Origin of the sequence: Pseudoalteromonas umbrosa, assembly GCF_030125375.1 — a bacterium.
Classification (GTDB): domain Bacteria; phylum Pseudomonadota; class Gammaproteobacteria; order Enterobacterales; family Alteromonadaceae; genus Pseudoalteromonas; species Pseudoalteromonas umbrosa.
Genome location: NZ_JASJUU010000001.1, coordinates 608,973 through 635,147, shown reverse-complemented (window position 1 = coordinate 635,147; position 26,175 = coordinate 608,973). Strand labels below are relative to the sequence as shown.

20 protein-coding genes are annotated in these 26,175 nt (G+C 38.4%); 17 read left to right on the top strand and 3 right to left on the bottom strand.

Going from position 1 to position 26,175, the window contains the following annotated elements; genetic code table 11:
* Positions 1-7: 7 nt before the first annotated feature.
* Positions 8-808, bottom strand: a complete 801-nt coding sequence (dapB, locus tag QNM16_RS02720; RefSeq protein ID WP_284019055.1) for a 4-hydroxy-tetrahydrodipicolinate reductase — start codon at positions 806-808, stop codon at positions 8-10.
* Between the two features lie 351 nt (positions 809-1,159).
* Here dapB and QNM16_RS02715 point away from each other — a divergent pair, with 351 nt between their 5' ends.
* The 8 genes from QNM16_RS02715 to QNM16_RS02680 all read left to right on the top strand — a co-directional run bounded on the left by QNM16_RS02715 (position 1,160) and on the right by QNM16_RS02680 (position 13,732).
* Positions 1,160-2,473 carry a Na+/H+ antiporter NhaC family protein gene (locus QNM16_RS02715; protein WP_284019054.1) on the top strand — a complete coding sequence of 438 codons (1,314 nt, stop codon included), beginning with the start codon at positions 1,160-1,162 and terminating at the stop codon, positions 2,471-2,473.
* 86 nt (positions 2,474-2,559) lie between these two features.
* On the top strand, positions 2,560-3,345 hold the full coding sequence (locus tag QNM16_RS02710; protein WP_284019053.1) for a nucleoside-binding protein: 786 nt from the start codon (positions 2,560-2,562) through the stop codon (positions 3,343-3,345).
* A 195-nt stretch (positions 3,346-3,540) separates the two neighbouring features.
* Entirely contained in the window at positions 3,541-4,059 is a 519-nt protein-coding gene (locus tag QNM16_RS02705; RefSeq protein WP_284019052.1) for a hypothetical protein, read from the top strand.
* A 597-nt stretch (positions 4,060-4,656) separates the two neighbouring features.
* On the top strand, positions 4,657-8,589 hold the full coding sequence (locus tag QNM16_RS02700; RefSeq protein WP_284019051.1) for a TOMM system kinase/cyclase fusion protein: 3,933 nt from the start codon (positions 4,657-4,659) through the stop codon (positions 8,587-8,589).
* On the top strand, positions 8,579-10,093 hold the full coding sequence (locus QNM16_RS02695) for a hypothetical protein (protein ID WP_284019050.1): 1,515 nt from the start codon (positions 8,579-8,581) through the stop codon (positions 10,091-10,093). Before QNM16_RS02700 ends, QNM16_RS02695 begins: the two co-directional genes overlap by 11 nt.
* Before the next feature lie 20 nt (positions 10,094-10,113).
* A complete protein-coding gene (locus tag QNM16_RS02690) occupies positions 10,114-12,174 on the top strand; it encodes a YcaO-like family protein (RefSeq protein ID WP_284019049.1) in 2,061 nt (686 codons plus the stop codon).
* Complete coding sequence (locus QNM16_RS02685; protein ID WP_284019048.1) at positions 12,174-13,154, top strand: Gfo/Idh/MocA family oxidoreductase; 981 nt, start codon at positions 12,174-12,176, stop codon at positions 13,152-13,154. The genes QNM16_RS02690 and QNM16_RS02685 overlap by 1 nt, the downstream gene beginning before the upstream one ends.
* The gene (locus QNM16_RS02680; protein ID WP_284019047.1) at positions 13,151-13,732 is read left to right on the top strand and encodes a GNAT family N-acetyltransferase; all 582 of its coding nucleotides are present in this window, start codon (positions 13,151-13,153) and stop codon (positions 13,730-13,732) included. The genes QNM16_RS02685 and QNM16_RS02680 overlap by 4 nt, the downstream gene beginning before the upstream one ends.
* Positions 13,733-13,965: 233 nt before the next feature.
* Here QNM16_RS02680 and QNM16_RS02675 read toward each other — a convergent pair whose 3' ends face one another.
* Together QNM16_RS02675 and QNM16_RS02670 are read right to left on the bottom strand one after the other, a co-directional pair.
* Positions 13,966-15,990 (bottom strand): methyl-accepting chemotaxis protein, encoded by a 2,025-nt coding sequence (locus QNM16_RS02675; protein WP_284019046.1) that lies wholly within the window; start codon positions 15,988-15,990, stop codon positions 13,966-13,968.
* Positions 15,991-16,174: 184 nt separating this feature from the next.
* Complete coding sequence (locus QNM16_RS02670) at positions 16,175-16,543, bottom strand: cupin domain-containing protein (RefSeq protein ID WP_284019045.1); 369 nt, start codon at positions 16,541-16,543, stop codon at positions 16,175-16,177.
* Between the two features lie 95 nt (positions 16,544-16,638).
* Here QNM16_RS02670 and QNM16_RS02665 point away from each other — a divergent pair, with 95 nt between their 5' ends.
* The 9 genes from QNM16_RS02665 to QNM16_RS02625 all read left to right on the top strand — a co-directional run bounded on the left by QNM16_RS02665 (position 16,639) and on the right by QNM16_RS02625 (position 25,896).
* Positions 16,639-17,559, top strand: a complete 921-nt coding sequence (locus QNM16_RS02665) for a LysR family transcriptional regulator (RefSeq protein WP_284019044.1) — start codon at positions 16,639-16,641, stop codon at positions 17,557-17,559.
* 122 nt (positions 17,560-17,681) lie between these two features.
* Positions 17,682-20,216: a TonB-dependent receptor plug domain-containing protein gene (locus QNM16_RS02660; protein WP_284019043.1), complete on the top strand. Its 2,535-nt coding sequence runs from the start codon at positions 17,682-17,684 to the stop codon at positions 20,214-20,216.
* Between the two features lie 315 nt (positions 20,217-20,531).
* Positions 20,532-21,335: a DUF3450 family protein gene (locus tag QNM16_RS02655; protein WP_284019042.1), complete on the top strand. Its 804-nt coding sequence runs from the start codon at positions 20,532-20,534 to the stop codon at positions 21,333-21,335.
* Positions 21,332-22,630, top strand: a complete 1,299-nt coding sequence (locus QNM16_RS02650) for a MotA/TolQ/ExbB proton channel family protein (protein WP_284019041.1) — start codon at positions 21,332-21,334, stop codon at positions 22,628-22,630. The genes QNM16_RS02655 and QNM16_RS02650 overlap by 4 nt, the downstream gene beginning before the upstream one ends.
* Positions 22,623-23,006 carry a MotA/TolQ/ExbB proton channel family protein gene (locus QNM16_RS02645; RefSeq protein ID WP_284019040.1) on the top strand — a complete coding sequence of 128 codons (384 nt, stop codon included), beginning with the start codon at positions 22,623-22,625 and terminating at the stop codon, positions 23,004-23,006. The genes QNM16_RS02650 and QNM16_RS02645 overlap by 8 nt, the downstream gene beginning before the upstream one ends.
* Positions 23,003-23,413, top strand: coding sequence for an ExbD/TolR family protein (locus QNM16_RS02640; RefSeq protein WP_284019039.1), 411 nt, complete (start codon positions 23,003-23,005; stop codon positions 23,411-23,413). Before QNM16_RS02645 ends, QNM16_RS02640 begins: the two co-directional genes overlap by 4 nt.
* Positions 23,413-24,069: a hypothetical protein gene (locus QNM16_RS02635; RefSeq protein ID WP_284019038.1), complete on the top strand. Its 657-nt coding sequence runs from the start codon at positions 23,413-23,415 to the stop codon at positions 24,067-24,069. The genes QNM16_RS02640 and QNM16_RS02635 overlap by 1 nt, the downstream gene beginning before the upstream one ends.
* Before the next feature lie 4 nt (positions 24,070-24,073).
* Positions 24,074-25,432, top strand: a complete 1,359-nt coding sequence (locus tag QNM16_RS02630) for a tetratricopeptide repeat protein (protein WP_284019037.1) — start codon at positions 24,074-24,076, stop codon at positions 25,430-25,432.
* Positions 25,433-25,443: 11 nt separating this feature from the next.
* The gene (locus QNM16_RS02625; RefSeq protein WP_284019036.1) at positions 25,444-25,896 is read left to right on the top strand and encodes a DUF2799 domain-containing protein; all 453 of its coding nucleotides are present in this window, start codon (positions 25,444-25,446) and stop codon (positions 25,894-25,896) included.
* Positions 25,897-26,175 lie beyond the last annotated feature (279 nt).

Below are 26,175 nucleotides of genomic sequence, written 5' to 3'. Positions count from 1 at the left end.
AAACAAACTACTTCAAACCTAGGACATCTTGCATGTCATAAAGTCCTGCTGGTTTGTTTTTCAACCACTGTGCAGCCCTTACGGCACCTGATGCAAACGTTAACCTTGATGCCGCTTTGTGGGTTAATTCAAGCCTTTCACCCATGGTTGCAAAGTAAGCTGTATGTTCACCAACTATGTCACCTGCTCGGAGGACTGAATAGCCAATTTCATCTTGACTTTTCGCTTCATGAACATTAGAGCGGTCATACCTCGCAACAGTGTCATGATCCCACCCTTTCGCCTCTGCGATGGCTTCACCAATCGCTAATGCCGTACCTGACGGTGCATCAATCTTATTTCTGTGGTGGGCTTCAAATATTTCAATATCCATTTCATCAGCTAGCTTGGTCGCTGCCGTTTGCACCAAGTTTAATAACAGATTTACGCCGACGCTAAAGTTGCGCGCAAATACAATGGGGATGTGCTTACTGGCTTCTTGTAAATGTGCCATCTCTTGATCAGATAGACCGGTTGTACCAATCACCATGGGGATTTGTTTGCTTACTGCCACTTTTAAATGAGACAACATACCTTCAGGTAACGTAAAGTCGATTAGCACATCAGCTTGCAGGTCTTCACTACTTTCATCGCTAAATTGAAGCGCTGATGTGTGCACAGGTTGCAGTGCCTTGACTTGCGTATTCAAATATTGCGAGCTTTCTCTTACAAATGCGCCTGCAAGCTCGACCTCTTTTTCAATCTCTACCGCTTCAATCAGTGCCTGTCCCATTCTGCCGTTTGCACCAAATACACCTATTTTTGTCATTACTTTCTCATTCCTAATTTTTATCAACGCTTCAGATGGGTAGACGATAATCAATTCGTCCTCTTCATCCTATTATGCGCATTTTCTTCTAGCACTTAATCGAGTAAACAACTAATTAACACATGCTTGTACCGGCCTAGAGTTTAGCGTATCTCTATGCCATAGTCAGTTATTCAATAATTATAATAAAGACCGTAGACTTTAGACGTCTAAACATTTAAACTTCCACTTTCGCCGATTTAATTATTGCGGGCGTAGAAGTTTAAATACAGCTAATAATAGCCCTGTTGGCTGTGGTTATGTCTACTTACACACTGCAACTTAAGTAGACACTGTTTTTTGGGGAGTGCTATGCAGCCATCTTTTGACAACACACGTGCAAAGTTATCTTTGTTACCTTTACTTACCTTTGTTGCCCTATTTCTAGGCGCAGGTTTATATCTACAATCACAAGGCGTTGACTATGCCTTTTACCAATTACCTGCACCGGTAGCTATTTTACCAGCGATTGTGCTTGCTTTTTGGTTAAACAAAACATCAATTAATCAAAGCGTTGAAACTTTCATTAAAGGCGCTGGACACAGTAACATCATCACCATGTGCCTTATCTACTTGCTTGCAGGTTCTTTCTCAGCAGTCGCAGGAGCTACAGGTGGTGTTGATGCGGTTGTGAACGCGGGTCTATCGCTTATTCCACCTACATTTTTATTACCTGGCTTATTTTTAATTGCTGCGGTTGTCTCTACAGCAATGGGGACATCTATGGGTACTATCGGTGCCATAGGCCCGATTGCGTATGCGGTATCTATAAAAACAGGTATTGACCCAGCCCTGATGGCCGGCACAATCGTTTCTGGCGCTATGTTCGGTGACAACTTGTCCATTATTTCTGATACCACAATCGCAGCGACACGTACGCAAGGCTGTGAAATGAAAGACAAGTTTAAAGAGAATTTAAAAATTGCTTTACCTGCAGCCTTCTTCACTGTACTGCTACTGGTATTCTTGACCCCTGAGCCTCAAGCTGTTGAAACAAAAGATTTCGATTGGTTATTAGTACTACCTTATGCATTTATTCTTATTTTAGCTGTGATGGGCTTGAATGTATTCGCTGTGCTTTTCAGCGGTATTATTTTTGCGGCAGCGGTTGGCTTTGCCGGTGATTATGAAGGCGGCGCATTCGTTAAAGACGTATATAAAGGCTTCACTGACATGCAGGAAATCTTTTTACTGTCGATGTTTATTGGTGGCCTGTCTGAGTTTATCCGTATTAATGGCGGTTTAGAGTATATCGCGACTAAAATCCATAAAATCACATCAAAGCTTGGCAAGTTGAACGCTAAAGTGGCTGATCAACTTGGTATTGCTGCCTTGGTTATGACCAGTAATATGTGTATTGCAAACAACACGGTAAGTATTATCGTTGCAGGGCCTGTCGCTAAAAAGTTAGCGGACGATAGCGATATATCACCAAAGCGTTCAGCAAGTTTATTAGATATCTTCGCATGTGTTATGCAAGGTTCTTTACCATATGGCGCACAAGCGTTATTGCTAGGCGCGACTTTCAGCATCAGCCCTTGGGATGTATCTACATCTTCATTCTATTGCTTTATTTTGGCTTTCACCGCAGTTGCTGTGATTATTTTACGTCGTAATAAAGCCTAACTTGATCTGTGCACCTGTTTTCGGGTGCACATAACCCCCTGAATTAATATATAATTACAAAGTTCCTCAACTTTGAAGATATATTAATGAACAAAAAACTCTCTCTGGCACTGTCCACTGCCCTCACTTGTTTCACCTCTTCAGCATATGCTGCAGATTGGAGTAATACTCAGCTTCATATTAATCACGGGGATTTTAAAAACCCTTTCTCACAAAATAAGGCCAATACCACTGTTTATTCATTGCAGCACAGCTCTGGTTATCAATACGGGGATAATTTTTTCTTTGTTGACTATCTCGTCGATGACTTAGATGATAACTATCAAGATAGAGATTTTTATGGCGAGTGGTACTCAACATTCAGCCTGTCAAAAACAGCTGGATTTGAGTTTCAAAATGGTGTGATAAAAGACATCGGATTAGTTGCTGGTTTTAACATGGCTGGTGACTCAAAAGTCATGAAATACTTACCTGGTTTAAAAGTCTCTTGGAACGCCGAAGGCTTTAGCTTCTTATCTACCTTATTCACAGCCTACATTGATGACAACGAAGGTGTTGCTAGAGACGGCGCTCCTGCAGAATCAAACAGCTGGATGATAGATATCGCGTGGGGATACCCTTTTAATATCGGCAATCAAAAGTTTGAAGTAACTGGACACGTTGAATATATTGCTCAAAGAGAAAATGAATTAGGCGTAGACGTTAAAGGCTGGCTACTAGCACAGCCTATTGTTCGCTGGGATCTAGGTCACGCGCTTGAAATGCCTGAAGGTCAACTTTATTTAGGCTTAGAATGGCAATATTGGCGTAATAAACTCGGCACTGACACCAATGAATCAGTGCCTCAGATACACGTTGCTTGGACATTCTGATCACTTAACTTATTTCAAGGCGCAAATAAGCGCCTTGAAAAACCCTTATATCAACTCATATCAGTAGTTATATTTCTCGTCTCAAATAATTATATTAAATAATAAAAATGTATTAATGTTTATCATGTATATGCCGATAAATGCTTGTACTTCTGGTTCAAATTGTTTTTTAGGTAATGTAATACCAAGGATTTTATGATGATTGTTATACATGAAGCGAACTCTGCATCTGGCTATCAGGCCATAAAAGAGATTAATGAGAAAGCTAGGTACATAGAGCAAAAAACACAAGAAGAGAATAAAAAGACCTCTGAAGTAGACAAAAGCGATGGCAACACTGCCGAAAAAACTGACGATACTTCTGAACTAGAAGGCACTCATAAACTCTCAGATAAAGAAAAAGAAAAGCTGTCTGGCCGAGAAGCAAGAGAAAAAGCAGAAGACAAGTATGGCGACATTCCAGACCACATTCGAAGAATGCTAGAACGATTAGAGGAAATGAAAGAAGAGCTAGATCTGGTCAAACAAGAAGTAGCTGAACTTAATGCCACAACAGATCATGATGACGAAGCGCAAAAAGCCTATTATGACTCAAGAAATCAATATTTCATGCAATTGCAATTGCAATATTTTGAAACAATAGAAAATGTAAAAGACGCAATGAAAGAGGCTGGTATTACTGACATGAGTATCTTGATAAAGGCCATTGCTTAACTAACTCAGCTAAAAACCGCCTTTATTTATGCAATATTTTCAACAGGGAGCTGCATATTTAACATATAAATGTAAAAAACCAACTTTTTCATTAATATCAATTATATCAATAATCACTTAATTACCACTACTGACCATAGCAAAGCCTCAAAAAACATTCAGAGCATTTTAGAAGCATGTATTTTGGGCTTATACATTGAATAAAGCCTATATTTCATGGGCCTTTCAAAGCCTATAAAGATTAGATGCAAGCCTTACATATAGCATTGATTCATTTTCAATCAAATATTACACTTTATTACACCTGTATTTACTCTCTTGAATCTTAGCACTAATATCTCAAGCTATATCGATGAAAGTAAATTGCAAAAATTAGGATAGTATGCGTTTCACACATTTGTTTTTACGCACTTTTCAACCTAAAAATTAACATACCAAATCGAATTATACCGATTATCGAATAATTCTGGTTTTAGTGTTAACAGTAGTTATAATGTGGATATCGGATTTATACATTAGCAATTTATCGCTAATGTATAAATTAGTAACATATATATGCCATAAACGGATATTAATTTAGAGAAGCTCATTACTATTATGTCATTAACGCAATTTTCTGATTCATACATACTCGACAGCTTTGAGTCCTCATATTACGAGTTACTCGATAAAATTGGTGAAGGCGGCTTCGGTAAAGTATTCAAAGCCAAACAAAAAAGTACCGGCCAAATGGTCGCTATCAAATTCCTCGCTATAGAACCGCACTGTGAAGAACAAAAAAAACAAAGATACATTGAGCGATTCAAACGAGAGACATCACTAAGTAGCCAATTGCAGCACCCTAATATTGTCCGATTACTCGACCAAGGCCAAATAAATGACGACTTACTCTACGGGGTATTCGAGTTTGTCGAAGGTCGTTCTTTGCGTGAGCACCTCTTATTAGAAGGGCCATTTAGTGCCCCTGAAGCAACTGACATTATGTCTCAAGTGCTAGATGCGCTTATTCACGCACACAGTAAAGGCATTGTGCATAGGGATATAAAACCTGCCAACATCATGTTGAGCAAAACCGGCGCTAAGCTGCATGCAAAAATTCTTGATTTTGGTATTGGTACGCTCACTAACGATAGCCGCCAAGCAGATTTTCGTACATTAACGCTCACGCAAGAAACGCTGGGAACCCCTTCATATAGCGCACCTGAGCAATTGCGAGGCGAACCAGCTACAACCAAAACTGATTTATACGTTTGGGGCTTAGTCTATTTGGAATGCCTTACCGGCACGCCAGCAATGAATGGTACTAGTGTTGCTTCTATTTATCACAAACAATTGAGTGATGCCCATATCCCAATGCCTAGCGCATTGCTCGGCCACCCTTTGTCAGGGCTTTTACGTAGAGTGTTAAATAAAAGTGCCATTGAACGTGTGATCACAGGTGAAGAAGCGTTTAATGAACTTAAAACGATTAATGTTTCTAACTTGGTTGGCATACTTACAGATAATCCACAAGCGTTGGCAGATGATGAAACAATTGTCATGCGAAATGACAGTGACACATTAAATCAACAGATCAACTATACGGCTTTAACAGAGCGCAAACAAATAACGGTATTGGCGTTGCGCTTCAGCACGACCTTTACTGACGATCGTGAACACGATTTAGAAGTACTCGATACGTTATTTAAATCACAAAGAAATCATTGTATTGATATTGCTATCAGATTTGGGGCCTACCATGTTGGGAGTGTGGCCGATACATCATTGTTTTATTTTGGTTACCCTAACGCAAGTGATAACGATACTCGTTTAAGCGCGCGAAGCGCCCTAGAGATTGTGAGTGATTTGACTAAAAGAAATGCACTCATTAAAGAAGCGCACGGTGCCCAACTCAATGTTCACTTAGGCATACACACAGGAATATTTGTTACATACGCTAGTTCAGTACCAGATGGCAATGTTGCTAACGCGGCAATGACTCTAGCTAGAACAGCAAAAGAAAAACAGATACTTTGCAGCGCTGACGCCCGCTCAATTCTAGACCCATATAGTGAGTTTGAATATTTTGTCGACTTGAAGCTTGGTCAGTCCCCTAAGCCTGAGCCTGTTTTCGGCTTGAAAGGTGAACGACAAGTTGAGGCATTTGGCTTTATGCGAGGAACTCGCAACAATTATGAACTTGTGGGCAGAGAAAACGAATTAAAGTTAGCTCTATCTTCACTATTTGAGATAAGTAATAAAACAAGTATTTCTCATATCTGTGGAGAAGCCGGTATTGGAAAATCTCGTTTGTTACAAGAGATAAGAAGTCATGCTGTAAAGTATCAACATTTAGTGGCACAATGTTTACCTGAACATGAACATAATGCCCTTTATCCAATTTTAAATCTCATAAAATTCCTGTTCAATGCAAACCATTTAAACGCTAACCTAATCTCAACACTGTTGACGAAAGGCTTAGAAAAGAAAAGTGAAAACATAGACGTAGACAAAGTACTTCCCATTGTTTTAGTTTGGCTAAATGTTGACTTAATAGATATTGCGCCATCAACTTTGCCCCCTGAAGCTCAAAAGGAACTGCTCTTCCACGGGCTTGCTGCACTATTAACCTCTACTGAACATAGTCTCAGCGAGAAAAAGCTTTTCATCATTGAAGATATTCATTGGGCTGACAGCACAACGATAGAGTTTATATGTTTCCTATCAACTTCATTGGGTAGTTCTGATGTTATATTCAGTAGCTCCAGAAATTCAGCCCCAAGCGCGATATCAAAATTATCTCCCAGAGAAATAAAAATCAAAAAGCTGTCTACAGCTTCAACTCAGTCATTTATAAAAACGCTTTTCGACAACTTAGAAGTATCAGAACAGGTAGTTGATGTATTAGTATCACGCACGGACGGCATACCGCTATTCATAGAAGAACTTGTTGGTATGCTAAAACAAAAAGCGTTGATACAACAAGTTAGCGGCAAAGTTGAATTTACGACACCACATAACCTAGACCAAGTCCCTTCTAGCTTGAGAGAGTCTCTTCAACAAAAGCTGGATACTTTAATTCATGCAAAAGAAACTGCTCAACTAGCCGCAACCATTGGCAGGGAATTTGAATATGAATTAATTGCTCAAGCTTCCTCCTTGAGTGAACAACAGATCCAAAATGACTTAAATGAGCTAATATCTCGCGACCTTGTAATACGCCAAAGGCGAGTTCATAGAGATACGTACATTTTTAAGCATGCGTTAGTCAGAGACGCAGCATATAAAAGCATAACAAACAGCTCTAAAGCTCAAATGCACAACAAAGTTGCGCAGGCATTTGTGTCACAAAAAGCACAGAGCGAAGACTCACTGGCAGTAATTTCAGAACACTTTAGACTTGCCAATGATAAGGATAAAGCAATAGAGTACGGTGTTGCTGCTGCTGAAAAAGCTTACCACAAACATGCTGCGCATGAAGCTATTGCTATTCTCATGCCACTCGAAGGCTTACTTAATCACCAAGTTGATAATAATAAATATAAAATAACTGCCTATACAGTTCTAATAAATGCGCATATGAGCACCAAAGGATGGGCGTCTAAAGAAGTATTAGATTACACAAATAAACTAATCACTCTGTATGAAAACCTTAAAATGGATGATGAACTGAACACTTACCTATGGTGGATGGTCTTCAATTGTGTAGTATCTGGTCAAGCTCAGGAAATGCCGTCCATTTTAAATAGGATGCAGAGCAATATAAATGCTCTGAAACCGATACATAAGGCTTGTTTTTACTGTGCTGCTGCATTCTACGAATTTTCTGTTGGACAACAAGGGTGCTTCTTAAACGTTGTAGAGCTTTCAAAAAAATCTATAGAAATTTTCGACAACTACTCGATTGAACGACATGAAAGTACATACGGTTTTGATGTTGAGGTCTTCTGCCGCTCATTGTTAGCACAGACATATTCACAGCTTAATGACTTCGAGAATGCTTATGCCATGAGTGACATCGCAGTCGATAAAGCTACAAAGCTGGAGCACCCTCCTACCTTAGGCATAGCCTGGATGTATAGAAATGAGGTGCACATAAATGCACGAGATAAAGAGCGTTGTAGAAAATTATCAATAAAAATTATTGAGTTAGTAAAAAAATATAAACTTCCAATTTATGAGTACTATTGTTTAATGCAAAGTGATTGGGCAAATAACTCGACCGAAAACATGGAGCTATGCTTTAAAAAGCTTATTGAGAATAACAGCAATTTCTCTATATACCATTACCAATCCCATTATATAGAAACCTTGATAAAACAAGGTAAATATACCGAAGCAAGAGATAAGTTAATTCAACTAGTTACATTGGCAAATAGATTCAATCAACACTACTACGATTCAAAACTCTATTATTACGAAATATTATTAAACAAGTTAATAGAAAATGAATCTATGTTTAAAAGTAATAGCTTCGAAAGTTTTGTAAATCAGCATGCTACTTTACACTGTGAAATGATCAAAAAGGAGATAAAAAATAATGAAAGATAATTTAAAGAATTGTGAGACAAACTATAACTTAGATCAAGAGTTAGTGAAACTTAGATTTTTGTTCATGAGAACAGTGTCCGAAATATGGAAAAGTGAATCAAAAAAGGTATCAGAGACAGAGCACTCTAGCGAAGGCAAAATTTACTATGACTTTATAGATAAAATTAACAGAGTCGAAAAAAGCGAACTGTTTGACGTTCTGGAAAGTCTTTTATCAATAGGCCAAGCTCATGGATGGACTAGTACATTAAATAAATTAAAAAGCGAACTTGAAAATTTTACTACACAATCTAAGTCTTTTTCTCGTGCTGAGTTAGTTAGTATTATCGAAAAGCAAGAAATAGAGAAAGAATTAAGAAACACTTTAATTAATAGGACTCTACGACACTTAGATGAAAAGATAGGCTATAACTTGAGAGAGTTTAATAAGTCTATCACCCAAATGAGCAATGAACGTTTAACTAAACTTATCTCGCTTATAAAGAAAAATGGGCATTTAAGAGGTTTTATTGAGTCATTAAATCCCCTAAATATTCAGAGATACTTTTTTTGCGCTTTCAAGGAATATACGCCATTTGCAAACTTTGGAATTCAAATTATAAAGCCTACAGCCAGATGGAACTATTACGGCGATAACCAATGGACCAAGCCAAATACGGAAGCACTTTATATCTCTATTCCTTCAAATATTAAATCGCAAGAGCTAGCGGGTAATGATCAAAATTATGAAGAGTTTAATTATGAGTTTGATAAGGCTGAGATATTAACTCAATATTATCAAAATTTCCCTAGCTTTTTTGGTAAAACTAGTGACCTAGTTTCAATTGATGTAGCTTCTGAAAATAATGAAGTTATAGAACGTTCTGTAAATAGCTTTTATAATGATAGAAAGTTTAAAATATCATTAAATGAGAAACCATTCACTCCTAAATTTGATGACACAACATTAGAAGTTTATACAGGTAAAAACCTTCAAACAAACCCAAGTGGTAATGATTATGACTTAGGCCTATCTCAAAATACTTTCTTGGGCTTTGGTGCTGTATTAATGAAAATGATCTCTATCTTATGGGAGAATGAAGATTTAAGAGATAAGTTGGATTATGCACAAAGAATGAAAAATGAAACTTCTCTTCTTTGTGGATTGGATTCGGTATCGAGCATTCATGAGCTAAATTATATCTTATCCTCGTTTGTATCTCATGAGAAAGTTGCTGAACTACATGCTTTCAATCTAAAGTATGATAACGAACTAAAAGCAATTTTTATGCAGCATTTTGATTACGAATGTCCTTGGGTATTTAATATTAGGCTATTATCACCAGATGTTGATACATATAAGCTTGACGATTTAAGCTCTGTATATGATAACAACATGTCAATACTAAACTTGACAACAATTGAAGTCCCCCATACACCTGATCAAAAAGACATCAGCAGTGTCACAATGGCGCTAGCTAGGTATAATGCGACAGGCCCTGCTTATCCATTCTCTTGTTCATAAACCTTTAACATATGAATATAATGAACTGGAATCCAAAGTTTTCGATATATAAAATCGAAAACTTTGGCGCAATTTTCGTTTCTAGTGATGAATATTTTAGTATTGATTCAGATGCATTCATTAATGTAAATGAAGCAATTTTAAAAAAGCATACTCCCGCAGAGTTTGCAATGTTAGACAATGATTTTGATTCTCAAATACAAAAAATAAGAACATTAGAAGAACTTGAAGAAAAAGGTTTACTAGGAGAAAACCACTTAGACTACCAATTAATACCTGACGATTTTATTAACAAAAAAATAGGGACGTCAGAGTTTTACTTGAAAAAGGACTGTTCATTTCAGAATGAAATTGCCAACAAAGTAAGTGATCTAAACCCTGACCCAAATTGGAGATTTATTATCGCCACTGACGTACAGTCCTCTGATGTTAAGAGAATTGTTCGTCACCTTGAAGAGAAAGGTCAAGGCTTTTCAATAATTGTTCCCTACGGCTCCAATTGTTTTATTTCACCTTACTTTAAGAATGAGCGAGGCTCCGCATGTTACGAGTGCTTTACTCACTCATTAAATAATTCAACCCCAGTAATTAACTGGTTGAGAACAAAAATTGGCACTGATATCAAAATCCCAACCTATGAAAACAGTGCTATTTTTAAAATTATAGATAGTTATTTTTCAGAAAGTCGGAATTTATACTTAAATAGGTATAGTGAACCAACTATTGAACTTCTCGATGTTAACTTAAACTTCTTGTGCTCCGAGCATGGTGAAAAGCTCTCCCCTCGGAAGGTAATTCTCTCAGATATATATTTTGTAGATAATACAGATGGAGGTTACCGTTCAATATCTAGAAACGAAACATTAGATAGGGTAATGCCTTTTGTAAATCCAATTACGGGATTTATCTCTGAGCTCGAAGAAATTTCACAAAATGAAGATTTAAAAATCTATAGATCTGCGTATTACCTTAATTATAATGGGAAGCAACTGCCAAATGAGGATTCCTTTGTTGAACTTTCACTTGGAAAAGGAAGCGGACAGCTACAATCAAAATGTAGTGCAATTGGTGAAGCATTTGAACGCAAAGCAGGTCAATTTTATAACAACGAAAAAATTTATTTGAGTTCAACATCGGAACTTGATCTAAGATATTATTTGCCAGCTGACTTATGTGAGTTTAGCGACATACAAATGGAAGAGTTTGCATTAGCGGACGGGCCTAGTAAAACTGCACCACAATGGGTAAAACCTTACGATAAAAATGACAAAATAAATTGGACTAAAGTATGGTCACTTACAAAGTCTGAATTCGTTTACATGCCAACCACATTTTGTTTTGGTAATACACCGTTTGAAAATGACAAATATTCTATGTACTGCCACAATGGTAATGCCTGTGGCTCTTCTATTGAAGAAGCGATTTTACAAGGCCTTTTTGAAGTAATTGAGCGTGATGCTGTATCTATATGGTGGTACAACCAAGTTGCTGTGCCTAGCATTAGCCAGTCCATATTGTCTCCAGAAACTCGACATTTAGTTGATAATGCATTGGGCGAAGAGTGGGACTATTGGCTCCTAGACGTTACCAACGATACTACTATATGTACAGTAGTCGCAGTGGCACAGAATAAATATACGCGTGAAATTAGTCTTGGATTTGGAGCTCACTTTGATACGGCAATTGCTGCCACACGTGCCATAACTGAGTTGTATCAACTTGTTACCATTAAAGACAAAGTAACTGGCCCTTTTGATTTCAACAAAATACGCTACCTCCCCTATTTGCAACCCCATGCAAATCGACGTGTTAATAAAAAACTAAGCTACTCTGGCAACAATATTAAAGAAGCAATTAATTTGGTTGTCGAATGTTTGGCTAAAATTGGTGTAGAAACTTGCGTACTTGATTACTCTAGGAAGCATCTTCCACTTAAAACTGTCAAGGTCATTACTCCCGGACTATGTCACTTTTGGCCTAGATATAGAACCAATCGATTATATCAAACTCCGTTGAGTATGGGATGGCTAGAATATGCACACAAAGAAGGCGAATTAAACCCTTTGGAGTTATATTTATAATGAAAAATGAGACATTAATAACACTATGTGGTAGCAATTATGGGGAAACTTACATCCCCGCAACTTGTAATATAGAAAACTGCAAAGTTGTCAACTTATTTGCTAGAGGAAGCCAAAAGTCGCAGCAAGTTTCAAAAAAGTTTTCAATACCTCTTTACAAAAATTTCGAAGAAGCCATATCAGAAAGTAATTTGGCCATTTTAGCTACTAACGATGATGTTAATACTAAGCTATCAAAAGCTTTATTTGATTCTAAAATACCTTTTATATTAGAGCATCCAATAAAAACCCATAATTTAGAATCAATAATCTCGCTATCAAATAAACATAAAATTCCTTTTTTATTAAATACACATTTCACTAGTACGGTTCCTATAAAAAAATTTATTGCAAGCTTTGAAAATATTTCTAAATATTCAGAAGTTCAACTAATCGAAGTAAGCGCTAATTCAAGAACCCTTTTCTCAACCCTAGACATTATTGAGAAGTTAGTTGGTTTAGATGATATAAACGTTATATCAACTACTAATTTAGGCGATAATCATTTGAACCATGTTCTCAATATTAGTGGGAAAAATGTCGTCTTAAACTTACAGACTTGGCAAAATGAATTAGATGATAGCTCTGATTGTATAGTTGGTCATTCAATCCGAGTTAACTTTAATACTGGAAACTTGTTACTTGCAAACAGCTTTGGCCCAATAGTTTGGGCCCCGATATACTCAACGAATTACCCGGCAGATTATACAATTCATGAGCTATTTGAGGACAAAAATAAAAAGCTGGATGTCGCCAACTATAGAGTTGACGCAAACAAAGATATTATAACTCAGCTTATAGAATCAAATTTTGATGAATGTAAGGCATATTATGAGCGTTACTTAAAAGTTAGCAGAGCCTGGGAAGCTTTATTACCGAATCATACTAAAACCCTTCAGTCAAAAGACATTGATCATAGAATATGGAAAATATCTAAATGAACATAAAAACACTCAAAAGTGAAAACGAATTTTCTCAAGCTATCAACACCATTACAGAAGCATTTATGGCTGACCCAGTATGGAGTTGGATGTACCCTACCGAAAGTGCTCGACTGGAAGCTTACCCAATATTTGCTAGGGCTTTTACCCAACAAAGCTACGACAATGGTAGTTTCTATACTGATGATTCTCTTAACGCGGTTTCAGCATGGGTTAAACCTAACGTGGAACTTAATGAACATGCGATCATTGATGCTATTTCCAATACCGTTCAATCTAAAGAAACTAGCGAAGCTCTTTTTAGCATATTTGAACAATTTGATGCTTACCATCCGGGAGAGTGTTGGTACCTACCTGTAATAGGTGTTTTGCCAAACCTTCAGAATCAAGGGCTAGGAACTAAGTTGATGCTCCACACATTATCAAAAATAGACTCTGAAAAGCAAATAGCTTACCTAGAATCCACTAATGCAAGAAATATTAGCTTTTATGAGGGTTTTGGATTTAAAGTCCTAGGGGAAGTTTCTGCAGGTAACTCTCCTACTATTTACCCTATGCTCAGACAAGCAAAGTCGTAATTATTTGCTTTGAAAAAGACTGTCAAGCTTAAAGTAATGAGATGCTTTTCAGTCTTCAAAGGTAATCAAAAATAGATAGCTAAGCTATCCAGAAACAGATTACTAAGCCTCGGAATTCGTATAAAAATAGCGCAGTTTAATTACAGTTACCGTTAATGATTAGGTTTATATCGATATGATCACTTCGTTAGGTTAATTAATTTACACATAAGCGATTAAAAGTTGATAAATATTCATAGTTTAAAACGCGCCACCAGCTGAGCTAGAAACCGCGCTAGATTCGTCAAAGATTCAGCATCTTTTGCCAACGCTTTTGTCGATGACACATTGCAGCTCGCCACTTCTTTGGCTTCTAACATCACTGTTTCGATACGCTGGCAATCTTCTTCTTGCAAGTGCGCATATTCTGCCACTTGCTTACTTAAGTCATTAACTTCGACTAATGAATTACTTATCTGATCAATATCCATTGCAAGCACTTTTATTTGCGCTACACATTCAGATACATCAGCCTGCCCACTATTGATGACCTCGGCTGCGCGTTTTGTATCATGCTGTAAAGATGAAATCATCTTATTGATCTCTTCTGTAGAATCCTGAGTCCTTGAAGCCAAAGTACGAACTTCATCAGCAACGACTGCGAACCCCCTACCCTGCTCTCCAGCTCTTGCCGCTTCTATTGCTGCATTTAAAGCAAGTAAATTAGTCTGCTCTGCAATCGAGACGATTGTATCTAATATAGTTCCTATATTGGCGCTGTGTTCACTTAAGCTAGACATGACCTCAACAGCCTGATTCATTTTATTCTCTAGCGACTGAATATGAGATTGGTTGTCTACCACCACATTCGAGGCTTGTGCGCCAAACTCATTTGCCTGCATCAGGCTATCCAAACTTTGCTTCGCGCTCAGTGAAACTTGCACAGCGGATTTAGAAACCGCTTGCGCCAAGCTAGTCGCATCGTCCATGCGTACCATTTGAGATGAAGAGCGCCCTGCAAGGCCATTGTTCTCTTGCAATGATTTTTCAGAAAATGCGTTTAGTTCACTAATTTTAAGATTAACGTCATGAAGAAGTTCACTCAAACTCGTTTGTACTTTTTTGATGTTATCGACCAAGTTGCCAAATTCATCATCACTGCGTTTTTTGATATCAAGGGAAAAGTCACCGACAGCGAGATAGTTCAATACTTTATTAACTGATAACAAGGGTATCAACATTGCCCTGCTAGTCGATGTCGCAATGATAATTGCTAGCCCAACCAGAGTTAAAACCACTAAGATACTACCCGTCTTAGCATTCTTGATTAGCTCCTCAGTAGATTGCTGCGACATAGTTAAAGACAGTTTGGTTTTATCTCTCATTTCACTGAGTGAATTAAGCACACTTTGAGAGTAACTTTCAGCTTCTCGGTACTTCACCACAACTTCTGTTTCAAGCCTCGCCCTCTCATTCAGCAAATCATAGGCTTCACCTGGGCTGACTAACAGCTGATTTAGCAGCTCTAACGCAGCACTAAATTCAGAAATCACCCCGCCAATATCTACCCCTTGTGATTGACGCTGCAAAAAAACAAAATTATTTTCAATGTCCTTGATGATGAAAGACACGTCACTTTTGTGCGATTCTATTTTTTCTTCTGGCAAGTTAATAATTTGCTGGATGTTATTCTCTAAGGTGAACAATGCATCATCAATACGAAACCCCGTCCCTATCATTTCTTCTAACTGCACTTGTGGCGCATCTTCAACTAACTCAATGCTCAACATAGCGTCACTGGCTTTTTGTCTGTTACTTATTAACTTTTGGAGTGTTAAGTTAAGGCTGTTTTGAGTATTAATCAGCGATAATTTAAGCGACAACATCTCATTTACAGCTTGCTCAAGCTTAGACATATTCTTTTCTGTTTTTACGAGGAAGGCTTTTAATTCAGGTGCATGTGCCAATTTTGAGTTTAATTGATTCGTCAGTTCATGTCTTTGCTGTAAAGTAGATTGAATTTGAAAAGAAGCGTTGGTCACTGCATCATGTGTTTGCATATTGAAGGTTTGTGCTACTTGCATTGCCAACCTTAATTCTTGCAATTTAAGTGCTTCAACCGCGTGCTGACTGGGCAGTGTGACTTCACGCACTTGCTTGTTTGAATCGCTGATGTGAGATAGAGCAACATAGGCCAGTGTACATGCGATGATCAGTAAGCCACCAATAGCACCAAAGCCCATGATAATTTTTTGTTTAATTGATAACCGTCTAAGCATTGCCAGACCCAACCTCTACTAACACATAAAACCCTGCATCAACTTTGTTTTATGCTTTGGTGGAAACTATCAAAACTCTATTTAGATAGTTTAGTTAGTAGAGGTAAAATCACCAATTTAGGGGGTAAATAGTTTAAATTAGCTATGATCATCTATTTTTATAAATCTTATTTTAACTAAGCAGCTATATCCAAACATCATTGTCCGCGGTTAATTCACCTCCGGCATCTCCTGTATTAATTACCCCTTTTGGTTCAATAATTAATATATGGCACTCCTTCATCGCGACAGGCTTATGTTCTAGGCCTTTCTTGACCACATACATTTCTCCGCAACTTAAGTGCTCAACTCTATCTCTAAAATGAATATCTAACTCCCCTTCTATGACGACAAACACTTCATCTGTATCGTCATGTTGATGCCAAGTAAATTCGCCAGAGACTTTCACAAGTTTAAATTGATAGTCGTTCATTTGTGCCACCACTTTGGGTGACCAATAATCATTAATTAATGACAGTTTTTGCGCAAAATTAATCACATTTTTATTCTTCATAATCTACTCACTTATTTGCTGTTACAAAGAATAGGTTGCCAACCACCATGAATCAAATGTACATTTTTCAGATTAACATGAGCAGTATACATACTATGAACTTAAGACAATTTGACCAAAATTTATGGCTTGTTTTAGACGCCTTATATCAAACTCGCAGTGTGTCCGGCGCTTCTGAGTTACTCAATTTGAGCCAATCAGCAATGAGCCATGCGTTAAAACGACTTAGAGTTGCATTTGATGATCCCTTATTTGTGCGCCAACAAGGAGAGATGAAACCAACGAAAAAAGCACTCATGATCCAGCCGCTTGCGCAACAAGGTGTTGCATTGCTTAACCAAGTAGCCAGTAGTTTAGATAAATTCGATGTCGCAACCTCTGAGCGACAATTCACCATAGCAACCACAGATTTCATCACAAAGCTTTTTGTATACCCTTTAATTGCCAAGCTTTGTGCCTTACGCTCTAACATAAAAATTAAAGTGGTTGATTTGGAGTCGGAGCTGCCTCACTGCGCTTTGGCAATCAATGAAATCGATCTCGTTTTAACCTTCAATCACGCTGATGACCTTAGCGCCGATATTGAACATAAAATGTTATTGAGCGGTGATTACCGCGTAATTTCACGTAAAAGCCACCCACTCATTAGCAATGAGCTTTCCGTTGCTTGTTATTTGCAAGCAAGCCACATTTTGATATCACCTTGGGGTCAAGAATATGGAAGTTTAGATATTGAGTTGAATAAAATTAATGCCAAAAGACACATTGCAGCCATTACTCCCCATCTCATGCAGGCTGTCAGCCTAGTAGCAACTAGTGACTTGATAGCAACGGTTCCAACGCTGTCTATTTCGCCCAATGATAAGGCGCTAGTTAATATTTATTCTCCTCCAATCGCTTTACCACCTTATCGCTTGTATATGGCATGGCATCGAGCTTTCAATTTAGATCCCGGTCTAAACTGGCTGAAAAACATGCTGATTGAGATTGCAGCAATTGCAACACAGTCAGACTAAACAATGAAAAACACCATAAAGTTTACATTATAGATACAAAACTGTTGCGCTTGAGATTTTTTTATGACAACTTGAACTTAGGCTAAGCCTTTAAAACAAATAAAAATATAGAGTAGTAAGTTATGACAGGATCTCTCAAACTATCACCAATCGCGCTTGCCCTGTTAGCAAGCACAGCACCTTTCGCGCTACAAGCAGAATCAGCAGACACAAAAATCGAAACCATCTCAGTATTAGGGTCAAAAGTTTCAAACCGCACAGCAACTGAATCAACATCACCCATTGATATTCTGGATACAGAGCAACTTAACAAAGGAGGCTACACTGAACTTGGGCAAAGCCTACAGTCAATTGCCCCCTCGTTTAACTTTAGTAGAACGCAAGTATCTGATGGATCAGATTTATTCCGTCCAGCCACACTCAGAGGACTTCAACCTGACCAAACATTGGTACTTATCAATGGTAAAAGAAGACATACTCAAGCCATTTTTGGTCTAACGGGAACTGTCGGTGCAGGGGCTGCTGGCACAGACATGAACTCAATTCCAATGATGGCTCTTAAAAATGTTGAGATCCTGCGAGATGGGGCCGCAGCTCGATATGGTTCAGACGCGATTGCAGGGGTAATTAATTTATCTTTAAATGACACAACCGGAGTGACCACAGGTTTTTTCCAAGGCAGTGCGACGGGCGAAGGTGATGGCGATACGTATGCGTTTGGGTTAAATAGAGGCTTTGATATTGGTAATGAAGGTGGTTTTATCAACTTATCATTAGAATATAGAGATGCCGAAGGCACTAACCGCGCCGAGCGAGATACTGGAGGCTCATCGACAATCCCTGCAGGTGAATTATCCGATACGGTGAGATGGCGACAAGGTAACTCTGACAGTGAATTCACATCCATCTTCTTTAACGCTGCGCTACCTGTTGGTGATAAAGAGCTTTATTCATTTGGCGGCTACTCTAACAGAACTGCATTTGGCAATGGTTTTTACCGTGATTTTAATCGCGCAGAACGTAACGTACCGCAAGTATACCCTGACGGCTTTTTACCTCGTATAGATAACGAAGCGGACGACATATCGTTTGCAGCAGGCTTTAAAGGAGATATCAATCCAGATTGGAGCTTCGACTTCTCGAATGTGTATGGCCAAAACAAGTACGATTACTCCTCGTCGAACACGATTAATGCTTCCTATGCAGCTGAGTTTTTGGCTAATAACCCCAACGCAAGTGACGAGCAGATCAGAGAGAACGCAGGGCCTCACGGTGGTTATTCCGGTGGCTTTAGGTTTAAACAGTGGACAACTAACTTTGATGTAAATGGCGTAATTGAGCGCGGTGATGCAGAGCCGATTTACATTTCAATTGGTGCGGAGTATCGTAAAGAAAATTATGAGATTGTGCCCGGTGAAGTCGCATCTTACGCATGTGGCGCGTCAAATGCTGCGAGCTCATTCCCATCAGTAATAGACTCAAGCGTTTTTGCTGATTGTGGATTTCAAGCTTATCAAGGTTTGAGACCAGACGCCGCTAACAAAGCAGACCGCTCTAGCCATGCAATTTATGTCGAAGCTGAAACTCTACTAAACGAGTATTGGTTAGTCAGTGGTGCACTCAGATACGAAGATGTATCGGATTCTGGTGACGAAACCATTTGGAAGCTCGCGACGCGCTATGAAGTCACTGAAGACTTTGCTGTTAGAGCTGCTGCGTCAACAGGGTTTAGAGCGCCATCTTTACAGCAAGCTGGCTACAGTGCATTTACGACAAGTTTAGGTGGAGACGGTTCACTTGCGACGTCTTTCACTGCAACAGCTGGCTCTCCATTCCCAAGCGCTTTAGGCATAGATGGATTAAAGCTAGAGTCTTCTGACAACTTGAACTTAGGCTTGGCGTGGGACGCCAGTAATGATCTATCCATTACGTTAGATTTCTATCAAATCAAGATTTATGACCGTATAAATTTAGGTAGCTTCATTGGTATTGACAGCGAGGCGCTTACAAACTTCCCAGATGCCAATGCAGCGCTTAAAGCATCTGGCGCAGTGCAAGCTAATTTCTTCTCTAACTCACTTGATTCAACAACCAAAGGGATTGATTTAATCGCTTCATATTCAACAGCGATTGCTGCTGGTGAGTTGGAAGTAACGTTTGCTGCAAACAAAAATGAAACCACGATTGATAAAATCAATACACCACAAGGCATACCTGAAGACATCGCGTTAGATGAACAAACACAATCATTCTTAACCCATGGTCAACCACAAGAACGTGCCACACTCACTTTTGACTATAAAAAAGATAAATGGTCTTCGCTACTTCGCTTAAATTATTTTGGAAAAACCGAGGTTTCGTACTTTGCAGGCAAACACATCGTCTTGCCTGACTTTTTATCACCAACAAACCAGTGGCAAGAAAACAGCGTTGTTGAATCAGCGGTGCTGGTCGACGTTAATTTTGCGTACCAAATTAACGACAATTTTGATTTGTCGGTGGGAATTGACAACTTATTTGATAAAACACCAAACGAACTTGGCGAAGATGAAGTACTTAACTTTATTACCAATGGTGCAATGCGTTACCCACTTAGGGCTTTACCTTATGGTTTTGATGGGATGACTTACTACGCAAAGGTTAACTTTAGTTTTTAAACTTAACTATGTGCACGGGTAGTTTTACCCGTGCACACTTACTATAGCTATATTCATGCAATATTATCGTCACATTTTGATTGAAAAATAATCACCCCATATTATTAATATAATTATAGTCAGCATTTTTTTGACTAAATAAGCCAAACTATAATACTTACCATACATTTTTGTTCCTATAAATTACCAACCTTCTCAATAAAACTTTAGAAAAACTCATACTAAGATTGAGCAAAAAACACACTATTTGACATTTAAACAAGGGTGTTCCTAATATAACAATAAGGATAAAAATAAAACTATAATGTGACTAAAATGATAGGGAAATTTGTTAAAGCTACTTTTTCAGGCACTTTTTTTACAACTATCACTTTACTGGCCTCATCAACGTTGGCCAGTGAAAATGAAAATATACTGCTTGTCGAGAAATGGTTAGATTTAGAAAAACAAAATAGCGTACTTCAGTCAGCTTGGAGTGAACGAAGGGAAAGGTTAGAGCAACAGCTATCTTTATTGCAAAGAGAGCAAAAAGCCATAGAGCAACTCATCGCGCGAAACAACAACAATAAAAATGAAGTGTCTGAACAACGAGAGAAATTAATCTCACAACAGAATGAGTTCGAACAATTTGATACCAAACTCAGCAAAGAAATGGATACGCTGGGAAGCTATGTACATGCAATTAAGGCTCGATTACCAAACCCCTTACAACAACAATGGTTGACAACATTACCCTCAATTGACAATAAGCCAAACTCTCAAAAGCTAGAGTCGCTCCTCAAGCTCTTCAAGCAAGCACATGATTTCAATGAACGCGTTGTCTACCATACGGGCTTGATAGAACTAGTCGATTCAAGTGAAACAGTGCTTGCAGAGCAAGTTTATCTGGGTCTATCCCAAGGGTGGTATGTATCTAGTGATCAAGAATTTTATGGGTATGGGCGCAGTGACGAAGCCCAATGGCAATGGTGGCATAATCAGCAAGCTAATCAAACACTCAACCTGCCTTTGTCCAATGAGCAAGTACTATCAGTTACCAGCATACTCAAACAACCTACAGATGCTAAATATATACAATTGCCACTGGCAATCATCAATCAGCAAGGAGGTAAACTATGATACGCGCGACTATATTAACCTTACTGCTCGCAGCAAGTTTTACTTCTATCGGTGCTTCTATTGAAAGCTCTGTACTGTTACAGAGAATTTCAGAGTCCACTGAAAAACTCAACCAAACACAGAAAAAAATAGATGAAGAGCACAAAATATTAGCCAAAAAGCTTCAAGCTCAGCTGTTAAAAGTAAAATCTCTACGCGAGCGAGCCAAAAATATACGCCGATTGGAAGATGAGCAACTTTTGAACATCGATAGCTTAAAAAGTCGCAATCAGCAATGGCTCGCGCAGCAGAACTATCAAATACAACTGATTTCCTCATTTGAGCAACAGACACAAAGTCACATTACAGACGATGACTCGGGAATTAATGCAGAAACTATCATAAATCAATTCAATGCTTTATTAACGCCTACTTTTTCAACTAAGCAATTAATTGGTAGTGATAATAAACTCAAAGCGTTTGATAGTATCAAACTAGGTCCTTTACAGTTCGCAATGAACGATGAGGAAGCAGGGATCGTCACTGAGGGTCTCAACAATGAAACAGCGCGCGTTGCCCCAATTAACTCAAGTCATAATTTTCATGAAAATATGTTGGTACTGAAAGAAACGGGGAGATCTTATATACATTTTGATCCCACTCTCGGTAACGCAAACAAACTTTCTCAAACAAATACATCTTTCATTGAATACATCGAACGCGGTGGCACTTGGGCTATTCCGATTATTTCATTCGCACTTGCTGCACTTGTTATTGCTTTACTCAAATCATTTCAGTTATTAAAACTACCTAGTCTTAAAGAGCTAGATGCTAAAATCAAACACTATGCTAATAAACCACTCAATGCACATGACTTTGATAATTTGCTAAAAGATTTAGATCCAATTCAAAGGTCACTAATATTAGTGATTGAAAACAACACCATCTCTCAAAAGCGAGATGACTTATTAATTGCTGAACTTTCGAAGCATAAAGCACATAACGAAAAATACCTCGGAGTTATCACAACCTGCGCAGCAGTCGCTCCTTTACTCGGTCTACTGGGTACTGTTTCTGGCATGATCCACACATTTATGATGATGAATATATTTGGCTCAGGAGACGCATCGGTAGTGTCAGGCGGTATCTCTCAAGCGTTAATAACCACAGAGCTTGGGTTAATCGTTGCAATCCCTTCTTTAATCGTGGGTGCCTTATTAGGAAGAAAAGTGAAAAGCTTTCAGTCATCCTTAGAATCACTGGCATTACAACTGAGTAAATTAGAAGTGAGTGACGCGAGAAAGCAGCATGAGTGACTTAGCACCACTACTCTCCAATAAGGTCATCATCGCGCTATTACTAATAGCCAGTTATACGTATTACATCATTCTAACGCTGTACTTTAGACCGGTAAATCATAGCTGGCTGAGTGATGTACATAATTGGCAGATGGGTTTACTCGCTCTGATTGCGTCTCAGCCCCTATTAGGATTGCTTGGCACAATACAAGGTTTGCTCGATACATTTGAGTTTATTTCTATTTTTGACGCACTCAGCCAACAGGCCGTGATGTCGGGGGGGATCTCAGGCGCACTGATCACCACCAAACTGGGCCTAGTACTTGCCATTCCATCTTTAATACTAAGACAGCTTTTATTGTTTAAATATAAAAAACAGCAAGGTATTTTATGAGATCTTCATTTGAACAACGCATTGAACAAGAAAAAAGCAATGATATTGATTTAGCCCCGCTGTTAGATGTGGTTTTTATCTTATTAATTTTTTTCATTGTTACCACTGTTTTTGTCAAAGAGACTGGCGTGGAAATCAATAAACCCTCTGCGGTCTCAAGCGAAAACCTTGAGAAAAACGTTTTTTTATTAGCAATAACAGGTGACGGCCAAATTATATACGGTGGAACCAATATAGGTATTAACGGAATAAGAAGTACGCTTGAACACCTTAACAGAAAAGAGTCTCGCCCCCTCATTATTCAAGCTGATAAGTCTGTCACGACCGACGTGTTAGTTCAGGTTATCGATCAAGCAAAGCTTGCTGGTATAACAAATATTAACCTCGCGACAGATAAGAGCAAGTGATGAATAAAATTAAGCTAACCGTTTTGAGGATCATAACGTCAGTCAGTGCTATTGGGCTGGCTTTAGCGCTGTTTATAGGCATGGTTGTACTAGACAAGGTCGATGTTGAAGCACCAGATAAATTAATCGTGAACCAGGTTGACGTAGCTATGCTTACGCCTCCCCCACCGCCACCTCCATTAACACAAACGAGCCAAGCAGCTAGCGATTCTACCGCACTAAATGTAATGGGCTTAGGTGGTCCAGTAAAGGTGCAATATGGTATTAAGAATACGATGCAGATACCAAAATTTGAAGACATCAAATTACCAAAACTAGAACTCGACAAACTTGAGATTGTTAGCCATTTTTCTTCAAGTGTACCCATGCTCAAAGTTGAGCACCTAGATAGAGTACCTAAAGTTGTGTCACAACGTTATGTAAGGCCACCAAAGTCAGTACGTAAATATGGGCAAAAACGAATAGAGACATCGGTCGAGCTCATTATCGATCAAACCGGCAAACCTTATGTGAAAAAAATCATCGACCCTGTATTTCCAGAAATGGTAGAAACAATCAGAACTTGGGTCCAACACGCCAAGTTTGAGGTGCCCAAAAAGGAAGGAAAGGCTGTCCAAGCCGTTTATTTATATGGTATTAACTTCAATTACGGATAATAACATGAATCGGACGTTTACATTTTTCTTACTCACTGCGTGCCTAGCCTTCAGTGATTCAACAATAGCAAAGAGTTATAAATTAGAACTTGAACCAGTCAAGTTTGTTATACCGGCATATAGTGAACAGTACTCAGAAAGAGAAGTAACGCTTAGACCTGAAGAGTATGAACTGGCAGAAAAACTCAGTGCTTTATTAGATAGAAAAGACTTTACCCAAGTCAGTAAAGAACTTGAAACTTTTTACAACGTAGAACTAAGCCCCGCACTTTTGATGATCAAAGCTCAGGTTTATTTCTCATTAAAACAATACGAAAAAGCGCAAAAGCTATATCAATTCATCCTAAAAACTAAGCCGCAATTAGTTAGAGCGCACGAAGACTTAGGTCAACTATCCCTTATCCAAGAAAACTTTGAGCTTGCACGTTCACACTTTGCAAAAGCTATCTCATTGGGATCTGACAATGCAATGGTCCACGGTCAACTTGGATATTTGAATTTACATCAACATGGCGCTTTTAGTGCGCTTTATGCATATCAAAAAGCATATAGTTTGGAGCCCAATAACGCTCAGTGGCAGCAAGGATTAGTTACCTCGCTGGTCAAAGCAAAAATGTACCCTTCTGCGCTGGCAATGTTGGAGGAATTGATTACTAAAGACCCTAAAACTCAATCTTATTGGCTAACAAAGGCTGCTATTCAATTAGACCAGAAGCATAATGAACAAGCGCTGAAAACATTAGAGTACGCAACTTTGCTAGGTCCCATTTCCCATCAAAATACGCTTTTGATGATAAATCTACATTTTGAACAAAGCCAATACGATCGTGCAATTGAACTTTTAAAAGGTGTTGCCCAACAAGGTAAGCTAAAATTTGCAGATATAAATAATTACTTGTATTGGCTAAATAACGCAAATCGCTGGCAGGACAGCGAATGGTTGATTAATCACTTCGATGATTCAGAATCTTTAAATAATACAGAAAAAAGTACTCTATTCTACTCACAGGCAAGGATATTAGAAGCAAAAAAACAACATAAAAAAGCCATCGACTTGTACAAAAACGCACTCGGGTTAAATGCAAATAATGCCAATGCGTTACTTAGCTTCGCTCAATTACTTTTACAACAAAAGCGATTTATTAGCGCAGAGCAAATGTTCATTCGTGCAGAAGCATTTGATAGCCATCGCTTGCAAGCAATGCTAGGCCGCACTCAACTTTACATAAATACGGATGATCTACAGTCCGCTTATAATTTATTGCTTGACGCTAAAAACAAGTTTCCTGAGACACCGGGAATTCAAAACAAAATAGAAGTACTCGCCAACATTGTAAACACTCAAAGTACTAACACCTTATAAGGAGAATTCACATGAAAATAACCGCTACCATCATTGCCCTTTTTATAACAATATTATCAGGATGCACATCAATCAAAAATGAGCTTACTTACAGTAGCTGCACCAATGAGGATTGGAAAGCGCTAGGCTATAAAGCCGCTCAATCAGGTACCAAAGTCAGAGCATTTGACGCAGTTAAAAAAGACTGTGGCGAAAACCTAAATAGCAATGCACAAGACCTGTTTGTTGATGGATATAGCGATGGACTCATAGCCTATTGCACCTATGATCAAGGCTATAAACATGGTACTGATGGTTTAGGTGCCTCTCAAGTCTGTCATCAAGATGTAGGCGTAGATTATAAGAAAGGCTACACCGCTGGTAACCGAAAAAGAAAATCTATGGAATCTTTTATATCCAGAGAACAAAGAGAGCTTGATAATCATAATATTAGCCAAGGTGAAGTTAGAAAGGGACCGTTTTAGCATTCGCCAACAACAAGTTACTTTTTATAACGTTTAGACTTTTTATAATACCTGTAAATAAGCTGAGATCTGCATATCTACAGGTATTATAAAGCCCTGTGGGCTGTGCATGAAAGTCCATATTGATTATTTACAATAACCTCTTGAAATAATACCTGACACAAAAATCACTTAGATATTAAACCTCCTTTATTTTAATCCAACACCGGAGCTTTAAGAATTTTTATAATTCTTATTCCATAAAAAGTCAGGATAACCCTCCCAAAAAAAGCTTGTGGC